The 12,974-nt window shown below is 69.5% G+C and carries 13 protein-coding genes; 8 read left to right on the top strand and 5 right to left on the bottom strand.

Features of this window, described 5'->3' with window-relative positions; translation table 11 throughout:
- Positions 1-46: 46 nt before the first annotated feature.
- Positions 47-1,564 carry a helicase HerA-like C-terminal domain-containing protein gene (locus NJQ99_RS08025; protein WP_269332310.1) on the top strand — a complete coding sequence of 506 codons (1,518 nt, stop codon included), beginning with the start codon at positions 47-49 and terminating at the stop codon, positions 1,562-1,564.
- Between the two features lie 4 nt (positions 1,565-1,568).
- On the opposite strand, the gene NJQ99_RS08020 is transcribed toward NJQ99_RS08025, so the two are convergent.
- Positions 1,569-2,075, bottom strand: coding sequence for a c-type cytochrome (locus NJQ99_RS08020; RefSeq protein WP_331283292.1), 507 nt, complete (start codon positions 2,073-2,075; stop codon positions 1,569-1,571).
- 92 nt (positions 2,076-2,167) lie between these two features.
- Positions 2,168-2,578 carry a DUF4332 domain-containing protein gene (locus NJQ99_RS08015; RefSeq protein ID WP_269332309.1) on the bottom strand — a complete coding sequence of 137 codons (411 nt, stop codon included), beginning with the start codon at positions 2,576-2,578 and terminating at the stop codon, positions 2,168-2,170.
- A gap of 212 nt (positions 2,579-2,790) precedes the next feature.
- Between NJQ99_RS08015 and ggt the strand changes: the two genes are divergently transcribed.
- Both ggt and NJQ99_RS08005 read left to right on the top strand, forming a co-directional pair.
- Positions 2,791-4,380 carry a gamma-glutamyltransferase gene (gene ggt / locus NJQ99_RS08010; protein ID WP_269332308.1) on the top strand — a complete coding sequence of 530 codons (1,590 nt, stop codon included), beginning with the start codon at positions 2,791-2,793 and terminating at the stop codon, positions 4,378-4,380.
- A 144-nt stretch (positions 4,381-4,524) separates the two neighbouring features.
- Positions 4,525-6,252: a putative bifunctional diguanylate cyclase/phosphodiesterase gene (locus NJQ99_RS08005; RefSeq protein ID WP_269332307.1), complete on the top strand. Its 1,728-nt coding sequence runs from the start codon at positions 4,525-4,527 to the stop codon at positions 6,250-6,252.
- A 21-nt stretch (positions 6,253-6,273) separates the two neighbouring features.
- On the opposite strand, the gene phaR is transcribed toward NJQ99_RS08005, so the two are convergent.
- The gene (gene phaR / locus NJQ99_RS08000; RefSeq protein WP_269332306.1) at positions 6,274-6,882 is read right to left on the bottom strand and encodes a polyhydroxyalkanoate synthesis repressor PhaR; all 609 of its coding nucleotides are present in this window, start codon (positions 6,880-6,882) and stop codon (positions 6,274-6,276) included.
- A 226-nt stretch (positions 6,883-7,108) separates the two neighbouring features.
- On the opposite strand from phaR, the gene NJQ99_RS07995 reads away from it, so the two are divergent.
- From NJQ99_RS07995 to yddG, 5 genes are all read left to right on the top strand, one after another.
- Positions 7,109-7,291, top strand: a complete 183-nt coding sequence (locus NJQ99_RS07995; protein ID WP_269332305.1) for a hypothetical protein — start codon at positions 7,109-7,111, stop codon at positions 7,289-7,291.
- The gene (locus tag NJQ99_RS07990; RefSeq protein WP_269332304.1) at positions 7,284-8,507 is read left to right on the top strand and encodes an alpha/beta fold hydrolase; all 1,224 of its coding nucleotides are present in this window, start codon (positions 7,284-7,286) and stop codon (positions 8,505-8,507) included. The genes NJQ99_RS07995 and NJQ99_RS07990 overlap by 8 nt, the downstream gene beginning before the upstream one ends.
- Positions 8,508-8,703: 196 nt before the next feature.
- Positions 8,704-9,879 (top strand): acetyl-CoA C-acetyltransferase, encoded by a 1,176-nt coding sequence (locus tag NJQ99_RS07985; protein ID WP_269332303.1) that lies wholly within the window; start codon positions 8,704-8,706, stop codon positions 9,877-9,879.
- Positions 9,880-10,023: 144 nt separating this feature from the next.
- Positions 10,024-10,752, top strand: coding sequence for an acetoacetyl-CoA reductase (gene phbB / locus NJQ99_RS07980; protein ID WP_269332302.1), 729 nt, complete (start codon positions 10,024-10,026; stop codon positions 10,750-10,752).
- Positions 10,753-10,818: 66 nt separating this feature from the next.
- Positions 10,819-11,703 carry an aromatic amino acid exporter YddG gene (gene yddG, locus NJQ99_RS07975; protein ID WP_269332301.1) on the top strand — a complete coding sequence of 295 codons (885 nt, stop codon included), beginning with the start codon at positions 10,819-10,821 and terminating at the stop codon, positions 11,701-11,703.
- On the opposite strand, the gene NJQ99_RS07970 is transcribed toward yddG, so the two are convergent.
- Positions 11,688-12,134, bottom strand: a complete 447-nt coding sequence (locus tag NJQ99_RS07970) for a cupin domain-containing protein (protein WP_269332300.1) — start codon at positions 12,132-12,134, stop codon at positions 11,688-11,690. The genes yddG and NJQ99_RS07970 overlap by 16 nt on opposite strands.
- A gap of 1 nt (position 12,135) precedes the next feature.
- Positions 12,136-12,933, bottom strand: coding sequence for a hydroxyacylglutathione hydrolase (gene gloB / locus NJQ99_RS07965; RefSeq protein ID WP_269332299.1), 798 nt, complete (start codon positions 12,931-12,933; stop codon positions 12,136-12,138).
- Between the last annotated feature and the right edge of the window lie 41 nt (positions 12,934-12,974).

Here is a 12,974-nt window from a genome sequence, read left to right as displayed (position 1 = left end):
TTTCCGGCTATCCAGTGAGTTGAGCGAGCGGAGGGAACGGCAAGGCATGGGCGACGGCACGATCTATCTGGGGCGCGGCGAGAAGGTTCAGGCGCTGGCGCTGAAATACGCCAACCGGCACGGGCTGATCGCAGGCGCCACGGGCACCGGCAAGACCGTCAGCCTGCAGATCATGGCGGAAGGGTTCTCGGCGGCGGGCGTGCCGGTCTTCATGGCGGACGTGAAGGGCGACCTCGCCGGCCTGTCGCGCGCCGGAAAGCCCGAGGACAAGGTGGCGCCCAAGCTTGTCGAGCGGGCGAAGACGATCGGCCTCGACGACTATGGCTTCGACGCCTTCCCGGTCGTCTTCTGGGACCTGTTCGGGGAGCAGGGGCACCCGATCCGCACGACGATCAGCGAGATGGGCCCGCTGCTGCTGTCGCGCCTGCTCGACCTCAACGACACGCAGGAAGGCGTGCTGAACATCGCCTTCCGCGTCGCCGACGAGCAGGGTCTCCTGCTGCTCGACCTGAAGGACCTGCGCGCGCTTCTGCAGCACGTGGCGGAGAACGCGGCCAGCCTGACCACGACCTATGGCAATGTCTCGGCGGCGAGCGTGGGCGCGATCCAGCGCCGCCTGCTGGTGCTCGAGAACCAGGGCGCGGCGCACTTCTTCGGGGAGCCGGCGCTCGAACTCGCCGATCTCATGCGCACGACGCAGGACGGGCGCGGCGTCGTCTCGATCCTCGCCGCCGACCGCCTGATGCAGAGCCCCCGCCTCTACGCGACCTTCCTGCTGTGGCTCCTGTCGGAACTGTTCGAGGACCTGCCGGAGGTGGGCGACCCGGACAAGCCGAAGCTCGTCTTCTTCTTCGACGAGGCGCACCTGCTGTTCGACGATGCGCCCGCCGCGCTCGTTGACAAGGTGGAGCAAGTGGTGCGCCTCATACGGTCGAAGGGGGTAGGCGTCTATTTCGTGACGCAGAATCCCATCGACGTGCCGGACACGGTGCTGGGCCAGCTCGGCAACCGGGTGCAGCACGCGCTGCGCGCCTTCACCCCGCGCGACCAGAAGGCGGTGCGCGCGGCGGCCGAGACGTTCCGCCCGAACCCGGCCTTCAAGGTCGCGGATGTCATCACCGAACTGGGCGTGGGCGAGGCGCTCGTCTCCACGCTCGAGGCCAAGGGTATCCCCGGCATCGTCGACCGCACGCTGATCCGGCCGCCATCGTCGCGCCTCGGCCCCGTCAGCGCGGCGGAGCGGACGGAAACGATTGGCCATTCCCCCGTCGCCGGGCGCTACGACACCACGATCGACCGCGTGTCGGCCTCGGAAATGCTCGAGGCGCGGGCAAAGCAGGTGGCGGAGACGGAGGCCCGGGCGCAGGAGGTGGAGCGCAGTACCGCCGAACGCCGCCGCTACGACGTCGACCTGCCGCCGAAGCGCACGACGGCGCGTACCTCCTCCTCCCGGAGGCAGAGCACCGGCGAGGCCATGATGAAATCGGTCGCCCGAAGCATCGGTACCCAGCTCGGCCGGCAGATCGTGCGCGGCATCCTGGGCGGCCTGTTCCGCGGGCGCTAGGCCGTCACGGCGTCTTCGGGCCGAGGTAGGGCGCGACCGCTTTCCCCTCCGGCCCGACAGGAGACGGGACCTGGTTGCTGACCGGCGCGAGCGTCCGCAGATAGGCGACGAGAGCCGCCGCATCGTCCGGCGTCAGCGCGGAATAGGCGTGATAGGGCATGATCGGGGCAAGGATGCGCCCGTCGGGCCGCACGCCCGTCGTGATCGCCGTCACCATCTGCTCCGCCGTCCAGGACCCGAGGCCGGTGGCCGCGTCCGGGGTCAGGTTCGGCGGGTAGAAGATACCGAGGCCCGGAATCTCGAAGCCGATTTCCGATCCGGCGAGCGCGCGCGTCATGTCCGGCGTTCCTGCCAGCACACCCGGCGTGTGGCAGCCGCCGCAATCCATGATCTGCGCCAGATACGCGCCGCGGTCGAGGTCCGCCGCAGACGCGCCCATGTTTGCGCCCACCGTCCCGCCAAGGACCGCGAGCGACATGACCGCGCCTGCGGTCATGCGTCCTGCTGTCATGAGTCCGCCCCTCCCCGAGCAGAAAAGGCCGCCCTCTTCCGGGGCGGCCTTTTCACATTATGACGGGGGCGTCAGTGACGCCAGAGGTCCGCTCAGTAGGTCATGGTCGGCGGCAGTTCCTTCGCCTGGGCAACCCACGATTCGACCTGCTTCAGGGAGGGAAGCTGGCGCACGAGCTTCCTGGCCGCGTTCACCTCCGCCATCTTGGCGTGCAGGTTGTCGGCCTTGCGGTTGCGCAGTTCCTTGACCGTGTCGACGCCGGCCTTCTCGAGCAGTTCCGAATACTCCTCGCCCACGCCCTTGATGCGCATGAGGTCGGCCATGTTGCACCAGTCGCGGATCTTCGCCTCGTCGATGCCGGTCTTCTCCGCGAGTGCCTTGCGGCCCTTCGGGTCTGCACCGGCCTTGAGCAGCGCTCCGGTCGTTGTGATGCCCGCGGTCTTCAGCTTGGCTCCGAAGGCCGGGCCGATACCCTCGATCGTCTCGATGCTGTAGCTGCTCATGAGGTGCGTTCCCCCTGGTCGAAATGTGAGCTGACGTCCCGGACAGAATCTCCTGCCGGACACACGCGGGGAATGAGACGCCATCGCAACGACTATTGCAAGAGTTGCAGGCCGTTCCCGCCGGCTGCAAAGCGCCTTGCCGTGCCCGGGGGCGCCGGATACTTCAGGATGCAGTCATCCGCCCCCGTCACCGCCGAGGACAGCCACGCATCATGCGCGATCTTCATCTCCCGGGCCGATCAACCGTCCATGCGCGCAACGGCATGTGCGCGACGTCTCATCCCCTTGCGGCGCTGGCCGCCGTCGACGTGCTGCGCCGCGGCGGAAATGCATACGATGCGGCTGTCGCGGCGAGCGCCGTGCTGTGCGTGGTCGAGCCCATGTCGACGGGTGTGGGCGGCGACTGCTTCGTGCTCGCCGCGCCCGGCGGCGGGAACCGGCTGATCGGCCTCAACGGGTCGGGCCGCGCGCCCAGGGCAGCCGACGCCGCGGCGCTGCGCGCAGAGGGGATGGAGACCATCTCCATCGACTCCATCCACTCGGTGACCGTCCCCGGCGCGGTGGACGCCTGGGAGCGGCTGATCGCGGCGCACGGCACGATGGCGCTCGGTGACCTGCTGGCACCCGCGATCGCCCATGCCGAGGAGGGCTTCCCGGTCTCGCCGCGCGTGGCGCGCGACTGGAAGCTGGGCGAGGCGCGGCTCAGGCGCCAGGCGGGCGGGGCGGACGTGCTGCTGCCGGGCGGCGCCGCGCCCGCGTGCGGCGACATCGTGCGCTTCCCGCGGCTTGCCCGGACGCTGCGCGCGATCGCGGAGAAGGGGCGTGCAGGCTTCTACGAGGGCGAGGTGGCGCAAAGCATGGTCGCCTTCCTGCGTGCCCATGGCGGGGTGCACACGCTCGACGATTTCGCGGCGACCGAGGCGACCTGGGTCGAGCCGGTCCGTACCTCCTACCGTGGCTACCAGCTTGCGGAACTGCCGCCGAACGGACATGGCGTGACGGCGCTGATGATGCTGAAGACGCTGGAGGGCTTCGACCTCGCCGCGCTCGACCCGTCGGGCGCCGACCGCATCCATCTGGAGGCGGAGGCCGCCCGTCTCGCCTTCGACGTGCGCGACGGCCACGTGGCCGACCCGGACTTCGCCGCGGTGCCGATGGATCACCTGCTGAGCGACCGGCTGGCCGACGAGATGCGCGCCCGCATCGACATGGAGCGGGCGATGACCGGTATCGCGCCCTTTACCGGGCCGATCTACCGCGACACGGTCTATGTCTCGGTGGTCGACCGCGACCTGAACGCCGTGTCCTTCATCAACTCGATCTATTTCCAGTTCGGGTCGGGCTTCGCCGATCCGGGAACGGGCGTGAACTTCCAGAACCGCGGCGCGGGTTTCCGGCTTGAGGAAGGGCACCCCAACGTGCTGCAGGGCGGCAAACGGCCGTTGCACACCATCATTCCCGCCATGCTGATGCAGGATGGCCGCGCGGTCATGTGCTACGGCGTCATGGGCGGGGCCTATCAGCCCGTGGGCCACGTCCACGTCGCCACCAACATCGTCGATTACGGCATGGACGTGCAGGAGGCGATCGACCACGCCCGCAGCTTCCATGTCGCAGGCCGGCTGGAACTGGAACGCGGCATCGACGATCACGTGGCCGACCAGCTGGCGGCGAAGGGCCATCCCATCGGACGCCCCGACAATCCGTGGGGAGGCGGCCAGGCGATCTGGATCGACCATGCCCGCGGCGCGCTGATCGGCGGTTCCGACCCGCGCAAGGACGGTGCCGCGCTCGGTTGGTAGGGCCCGTCGCCGCGTCCTGCTGAATGGCAAACACGCATTAACCGTCCCTTTAGCGGTCCCCGCGTATGAGTGGAGCCCGGACAGGGTGCGCGTCTGCGGCGCGCGCCTTCCGGTCCCGGTACGGAGAGAAGGGGTCCAAGGCGCGTGTCGGACAAGGCAGAAAGCCCGGTTGCATCGGCTGATCCCGCGCAGGCCGGGGGCGAATGGCTCGCCGCCACCATGCCGCGCCTGGGTGAGGCGGCCTATTGCTGGAACCTCGATACGGACGAAATCGCCTGGACGCCTGGCGTGCGGGAGTTGCTGGCGCTGGACGACGCGGACCTGATCGCAACGGGCGAAGGCTTCCTTGGGCGTGTCGAGGATGCGGCCCGTCTGGCCCGCCCGGCACAGATCGCCGAGATGCAGGCGAGCGGTGCGTCGCTCGAACTCGAATACCGGTTCCAATCCACCTCCCGCCAGCCGCTGTGGCTGGAGGAGCGGCTGATCTGGACGGCCGGACCCGGCGAGAAGGGGTCGCTGCGCGGCGTCCTGCGCAACGTCAGCGACCGCAAGCGGCGCGAGGCGCGGCTCGACTATCTCGCGTCCAACGACGATCTGACGGGCCTTCTGAACCGTACGCGGCTGCGCGAACGGCTGGCGCACGTGCTGGCCTACGCGCTGCGGTTCAAGGCGCCGTGCGCCTTCTTCATCATTGCCATCGACAATCTGACGCGCGTCAACGAGGCCTATGGGTTCGACGTGGCCGACGAGATGATCGTCGCCATCTGCCGCCGCCTCGAAGGCGTGCTGCGCGCCGGCGACATCCTCGGGCGCGTCGGCAGCGCGAAGTTCGGCGTGATCCTGCCGGACTGCGGCGAAGCCGACATGCCGCGGGCGGCCGAACGCCTGCTGGCGGTGATCCGCGACGAGGTGTTCGAGACGCGCGCCGGCCCGGTTTCCGCCACCGTCTCGATCGGCGGCGTGTCCCTGCCCGGCTTCGCGCGGACGACGCACGACGCCATCTCCTTCGCCGAGGAAGCCCTCGACCAGGCCAAGCACGCGGGCCGCGACACCTTCGTTCCCTACCAGGCGAACTTCCAGGTCCAGTCGGGCCGCAAGCGCAACATCTCCGTCGCGAACCAGATCCTTTCGGCGCTCAAGGAAGGCCGGATGCAGCTTGCCTTCCAGCCCATCGTGGATGCCCGGACCGGCGAGCGGCGTTTCTACGAGTGCCTCGCGCGCCTGATGAAGTCCGACGGCACGCCGATCCCGGCGGCGGAGTTCATTCCGGTGGCGGAGAAACTGGGGCTCGTCCGGCTGATCGATCGCCGGGTGGCGGAACTGGCCATCGAGACCTTGCATGAACTGCCGACGCTGACCACGACGATCAACGTATCCGGCATGACCGCTATGGACGTGAACTGGCTGCGCCGCTTCATCGACCTCGTGCGTGCGCACCGCGAGGTCGCGCCCCGGCTGACGGTGGAGATCACCGAGACGATCGCGATCCACGACATCGAGGATTCCGTGCGGTTCGTCGCAGCGCTGCGCGAACTGGGCTGTGGCGTGGCGATCGACGATTTCGGGGCGGGCTACACCTCGTTCCGCAACCTCAAGGCCGTTCCGGTCGACCTCGTGAAGATCGACGGCACCTTCATCCGCGGCATCCACCAGCAGCCCGACAACCGCGTCTTCGTGCGCGCGCTGATGGACCTTGCACGGAACTTCAACGTGAAGGTCGTGGGCGAGATGGTGGGCGAGCCGGAAGAAGCGCAGGTCCTGGCCGGCATGGGCGTCGACTATCTGCAGGGCTTCCTATACGGCAAGCCCGAACTCGGACGCCCGGCCACGCCGGAAACGCTGATCAGCACGCCGCGCAACGTGGCGCGCTGACCACGGCTGCGGCCAGCACCGTCAGTCCGGCTTCTTCGCCAGCGACTTCAGCTGCTCCTGCATCTCGGCGATCTGGGCGCGCAGTTCCCGCAGGTCGTCCGAGCGGGGCGGCTCCGCCTCCCCGGCCGGTTCGTCCGCCTTCGGCGCCTGTGTCTGTCCCTTGGCAGCAAAGGGTGAGAACATCGCCATGGCGCGCTCCACCATCGCCATGTTCTGCCGCGTCATCTCTTCCATCTGCTTGAAGGGCAATCCCGCGCCGCCGAATGCGCTGCTGAGCTGCTGGCGCATCTGCTCCTGGTGGCGGGCGAAGGTGTCGATGCTGGCCTCGAGGTAGCCGGGTACGACGGCCTGCAGATTGTCGCCGTAGAACTGGATGAGCTGGCGCAGGAAGCGGATGGGCAGAAGGTTCTCCCCCTTCGCCTCTTCCTCGAAGATGATCTGGGTCAGCACCGAGCGGGTGATGTCTTCCGACGTCTTCGCGTCATAGACGACGAAATCGACACCGTCCTTCACCATCTGGCAAAGATGATCCAGTGTCACGTAGCTCGACGTGGCGGTGTTGTAGAGGCGCCGGTTCGCATACTTCTTGATGATGACCGGCTCGCCGTCTTTCGTCTTCTGTGCGCTCACAACCGAATTCCACCCTCGATACGGATGCCGATGCCCCGACGGGCATGGTCCTTCTTGTTGCGTTGCCGCAGACCGCGTTGCGGGAAGCTTATGCGCATTGCGGCGGCTCTCGCAAGCGCAGCATCGCTGTACGCCGGGCACGGGGGAAATACGGGGATGAAGCGCGCGGCCCGAACGTCTAGTCTTCCGCGGCAGAGACATCCTGCTGCGCCAGCGAACGGACCCCATGCCCCAACGCCGCACTCCGCCCGACGGCGACGCCGAGAGCACCGCGCGCACCGCGCGCGGCAGCGGCGCCGTCCCCGACCCCCAGGAGGTTGCCCGCCGGTACCACGATCTCTTTGCGGAGAATGTCGAGCGCATCGCCGCCCGGCGGACACGAGGGGCAGACGAGGCGCGCGATGACTGACGCGCCCGAAGTGCCGGCCCAGCTTCTCCCGGCGGCAGCAATGCTGGCGGGGGTCTGGCCGATGCTTGCGGCCATGGCGGCGCCCATGGCGGCGGGGCCGGGCTTTCCCTGGCAGGAAGGTCTCGACGAGGACGCGCGCCGCCTTGCCGCCGATATCGGCGGCGTGGGGCACGATGCGTTCCGGGCGGCCGTCATCGGCGAGGCTGCATCGCGGACGCTGACCCATGTCGCGGGCATGTCCCGGCTTGCCGAGCTTGGCAGCCTGCCTCCAACGCCACCCCGTCCCGTGCTCTGGCAGCGGGGACCTGCGCGTCTCCTCGATCATGGCGGCGAGGGCGTGCCGGTCCTGATCGTGCCGTCGCTCATAAACAGCGCCCGCATCCTGGATCTCGCACCCGGCGACAGCCTGATCGAGGCGATCCGGGCTGCGGGCCTGCGTCCGCTCCTGCTCGACTGGGGGCGGCCCGGTATCGGCGAGGCTGGGCTCGACCTCGCGGCGCACGTGGAGACCTGCATCCTGCCCGCACTCGCAAGGGCGCGGGATCTCGGAGGCGGGCGCGCAGGGCTGCTCGGCTATTGCCTCGGGGGTACGCTGGCGGCCGCTGCCGCAGCGCACCCCAGGGGCAGGCCGGATGCGCTTGCCCTGCTCGCGCCCTTGTGGACCGCGACGGCGGACCGGCCGGACTGGCTGGCGGCCTTGGCGGATGTCGCCTGCGCCATGTGGCCGGAGGGGCGGCCCGTGCCGCCGGGATTGCTGCCGGGGGAGGTTGTGGCGTGGCTGATGGCGGCGTTCCAGCCGACGCGCGCGCTCGACCGCTACCGCCTGCTGGCCGAGGCTGCACCGGGCGACGCCCAGGCGCGCCGCGTTGCCCGGCTGGAGGTATGGGCGGGTACGCCGGTGCCGCTTGCCATGCCGGCCGCGGCGGATGTCCTCGCAGGCTTCTTCGGGCGCGACATGGCGGCGCGCGGACGCTGGCGCGTCGGGAGCCGCACCGTGGAGCCGTCGGAGATCGGCGCGCCCACGCTGATCGCCCTCGCCGGGCGGGACGTGATCGTGCCGCCCGCGGCGGCCGCGGGGCTCGCTGCAACCATTCCCGGGGCGGTGACGTTCACCGTCGAAACGGGTCACGTCGGGCTGGTGGCGGGCCGTCGCGCGGCGACGGATGTACACGGCCGGGTCGCGGCCCATCTCGCGCGGTACCTGGGCAGCGGCTGAGCGGTCCTCGCGGCCCTGCGACTTTCGGCGACTACGTAGAATGCTGCATTGCACATGTCACGGTTCGGCGTCTAAGTGAGCGGCAGAGGGGCAGCGACGGCAAACCTGCGCGCGTGTTAGAGTCCGCCCGACACACACAAACCATCCGCGGCCCATCCCGGTGGGCGCGCAATCCGCACCTGAGGGAGGAAACGCCATGTCCGACATCGTCATCGTCAGCGCCGCGCGCACGCCGGTCGGCAGCTTCAACGGCGCGTTCGCGTCGGTGCCTGCCCACGACCTCGGCACCGTCGCCATCGGCGCGGTGCTGGAGCGTGCCGGCGTTGCCGCGGAAGAGGTGAACGAGGTCATCCTCGGGCAGGTGCTGACCGCGGGCCAGGGCCAGAACCCGGCACGCCAGGCCGCGATCAATGCTGGCGTGCCGAAGGAGGCGGCGGCATGGGGCATCAACCAGGTGTGCGGCTCCGGCCTCCGCGCGGTTGCCATCGGCATGCAGCAGATCGCCTGCGGCGACGCAAATGTGGTGATCGCGGGCGGCCAGGAGAGCATGTCGCTGTCGACGCACTGCGCCTATCTGCGTGCCGGTCAGAAGATGGGCGACCTGAAACTGGTCGACACCATGATCAAGGACGGCCTGTGGGACGCCTTCAACGGCTACCACATGGGCTCGACCGCGGAGAATGTCGCCCGCCAGTGGCAGATCACGCGCGAACAGCAGGACACGTTCGCGGTCGCCTCGCAGAACAAGGCCGAAGCCGCTCAGAAGGCAGGCAGGTTCCAGGACGAGATCGCGCCGGTGACGGTCAAGGGCCGCAAGGGCGACACGGTCGTGGACGCCGACGAATACATCCGCCACGGGGCGACGCTCGACGCAATGACCAAGCTGCGCCCGGCGTTCGAGAAGGACGGAACGGTGACGGCGGCCAACGCCTCGGGCATCAACGACGGGGCCGCTGCGGTTCTGCTGATGCGCGCCGACGAGGCGGCGCGGCGCGGGCTCACGCCGCTTGCGCGCATCGCGTCGTGGGCAACCGCCGGCGTCGACCCGGCGATCATGGGCACCGGCCCGATCCCGGCGTCGCGCAAGGCGCTGGAAAAGGCCGGCTGGTCGGTCGACGACCTCGACCTGGTCGAGGCGAACGAGGCCTTCGCCGCCCAGGCCTGCGCGGTCAACAAGGACATGGGCTGGGATCCGGAGAAGGTGAACGTCAACGGCGGCGCCATCGCCATCGGCCACCCGATCGGCGCCTCCGGCTGCCGCGTGCTGGTCACGCTGCTGCACGAGATGGCGCGCCGCGACGCGAAGAAGGGCCTCGCCACGCTGTGCATCGGCGGCGGCATGGGGGTCGCGCTGACGGTGGAGCGCGGCTGACGCAGTTGGAATGAGGGTCACGCGGACGGCGCCCGGGTGCCCGTCCGCGGCCCGTTCGCACGAAGATCGGAATGAAGGCCGGACCAACCGGCCCCGGTAAACGGTTCAGGGATCGGCACGCAAACACGGCAAAGGGGTCGAGGCATGGCACGGACGGCATTGGTGACGGGCGGCACGCGGGGCATCGGCGCGGCGATCTCGCGCGGGCTGAAGGCAGCGGGCTTCCAGGTGGCGGCGAACTACGCCGGCAACGACGAGAAGGCGGCCGCGTTCAAGGCGGAGACCGGGATCGAGGTCTTCAAGTTCGACGTGGGCGACCACGACGCCTGCGCCGCCGGCATCAAGGCGGTGGAGGAGGCGCTGGGCCCGGTCGACGTGCTCGTCAACAACGCCGGGATCACGCGCGACGGCTGGTTCCACAAGATGGACGCCGCGCAATGGTCGGCGGTGATCCGCACGAACCTCGATTCCATGTTCTTCGTGACGCGCCCGGTGATCGACGGCATGCGCGCGCGCGGCTTCGGGCGCATCGTCAACATCTCCTCGATCAACGGGCAGAAGGGCCAGATCGGGCAGGTGAACTATTCCGCGGCGAAGGCGGGCGTCATCGGCTTCACCAAGGCGCTTGCGCTGGAGAACGCGCGCAAGGGCATCACGGTCAACTGTATCTGCCCGGGCTACATCGACACCGACATGGTGGCGGCGGTTCCGGAAAAGGTGCTCGAGGGCATCATAGCGACGATCCCGGCCGGCCGTCTCGGCAAGGCGGAGGAAATCGCGTCCATGGTGGCCTATCTCGCCTCCGAGGATGCGGCCTTCGTCACGGGTGCCGTGATGACCGTGAATGGCGGCCAGTACATCGCCAACGCCTGAGGGCGCTGCACAAGGGCGACGACGCGTATTAAACCTCTGCGCCGGAAACCGGCGGCGGAGAGCATCATGAGCAAGGGACGCGCGACGGCGGTGGGCTTCACCGCCGTCCTCATGTGGGCGCTACTCGCGCTGTTCACCGCGGCGAGCGGGCAGGTTCCGCCCTTCCAGCTTGCCGCGATGACCTTCCTCGTCGGAGGCACGATCGGCCTTGCCCGCATGGCCACGCGCGCCGAGGCGCGGGCGGCGCTGCGCCAGCCGCCCGTCGTCTGGGCGCTCGGGATCGGCGGGCTCTTCGGCTATCACGCGCTCTATTTCACTGCGCTGAGGAACGCCCCACCGGTGGAGGCGGGGTTGATCGCCTATCTCTGGCCGCTGCTGATCGTCGTCTGCTCGGCCCTGCTGCCGGGGGAGCGGCTGCGCGTCCATCACGTGGCGGGTGCACTCCTGGGGCTCGGCGGGGCGGCGCTGATCGTGACGAAGGGGCAAAGCCTGTCGCTCGATCCTGCGTATGCGACGGGTTACCTCGCTGCGCTGGGCTGCGCGGGGACATGGACCGCCTATTCGCTGCTGTCGCGCCGGTTCTCGGCAGTGCCGACGGACACGGTCACGGGTTTCTGCCTTGCGACGTCCGTTCTGGCGGCGGCCGCGCATCTTCTGGTCGAGGAGACGGTCTGGCCGGACGGCACCGGCGAATGGCTCGCGGTCCTCGCGCTCGGCCTGGCGCCGGTGGGCCTTGCCTTCTATGCGTGGGATTTCGGCTGCAAGCACGGCGACATACAGGTGCTGGGGGCGAGCGCCTATGCCGCGCCGCTGCTCTCGACGCTGGTGCTGATCCTCGCCGGATATGCCGGGGCGACGTGGCCTGTCGCAGGGGCTGCGCTGCTGATCAGCGGCGGCGCGGCGCTCGCGGCGAAGGACCTGATCGCGGGCCGTGCTCAGCCGCCCGGCTGACGCGGGCGCGGAAACCAGTCCTCGGGCGCCATCTCGAAGCCCGAAAACTCGAACCCCGGCGAAACCGTGCATCCGACGAGCGTCCAGCGCCCCAGGCTCTCCGCCGTCTGCCAGGCGTGCGGCGGAACCACGATCTGCGGACGTTGCCCCGTGGCGAGGCCCGGCCCCAGATGATGTGCCGCCGCGTCCTGGCCGTTTTCCGAGATCGTGAGGACGAGCGGCGCGCCCGCGTACCAGTGCCAGACCTCGGCGGCGTCCACCCGGTGCCAGCGGCTGACCTCGCCCGCTTCCAGCAGGTAATAGATCGCCGTCCCCGCGGCGCGCGCTCCCCCGGCCGCCGTGGCGCGCCACGTCTCGCGGTAGTGCCCGCCCTCCGGGTGCGGCTCAAGGCCGAGCAGCGCGACCACCTCCCGCGCGGTCAGGTCCCGCATCTCAGAAGGCGTCCTTGCGCGCGCGGGTCTCGGCGAACACGGCGACGAGGTCCGCGCCTGGCAGCCCCAGCGTCTTCTGCAGGTCCGGGCTGGCTGGCCGCAGGAAGGGGTTGGTCGCCTTCTCCAGCCCCATCGTCGTGGGCACCGTCGGCACGCCGCGGGCCCGCGCGGCCTCCACCTCCGCCGCCCGGCTCCTGAGGATTGCATTGTCCGGTTCGACCGAGAGCGCGAACTTCGCGTTCGAGAGCGTGTATTCGTGCGCGCAATAGATCGCCGTGTCGTCGGGCATCGCCATCAGCTTTTGCAGCGAGGCCCACATCTGCGCGGGCGTGCCCTCGAACAGGCGTCCGCAGCCCATGGCGAACAGCGTGTCGCCGACGAAGGCGGCCTTCGCCTCGCGGAACCAGTAGGCGATGTGTCCGCGCGTGTGGCCCGGCACGTCGAAGACGGTCGCCTCGGCATGGCCCAGCGCCACCGTGTCCCCGTCGCCGACCTCGACATCGATGCCCGGGATGCGCTCGCGGTCGGCGCGCGGGCCGACGATCGTGCAGCCATGGCGCGCCTTGAGCGCCCGGTTGCCGCCCACGTGATCGGGGTGATGGTGGGTATTGAGGATATGCGTGAGGGCGAGGCCGCGCTCCTTCAGCCGCTTCTCCACCGCGCCAGCGTCCGCAGGGTCGACGACGGCGGTCACGCCCGAGGTCGGCTCGTGCAGCAGGAAGATGTAATTGTCACTGAGGGCCGGGATCAGTTCGACCTGGAGTCCCGTTGTCTTTTCGCCGTTGGCGGTCATGGTCATCTCGTCTCCGCTTGGCCCGGACGGGATCGGGCGGCAGTCTG

The sequence above is a fragment of the Futiania mangrovi genome (assembly GCF_024158125.1).
Lineage (GTDB): Bacteria > Pseudomonadota > Alphaproteobacteria > Futianiales > Futianiaceae > Futiania > Futiania mangrovi.
Note: the sequence above shows the minus strand (reverse complement) of the source record. Positions and strands in the feature narration are given on the sequence as shown.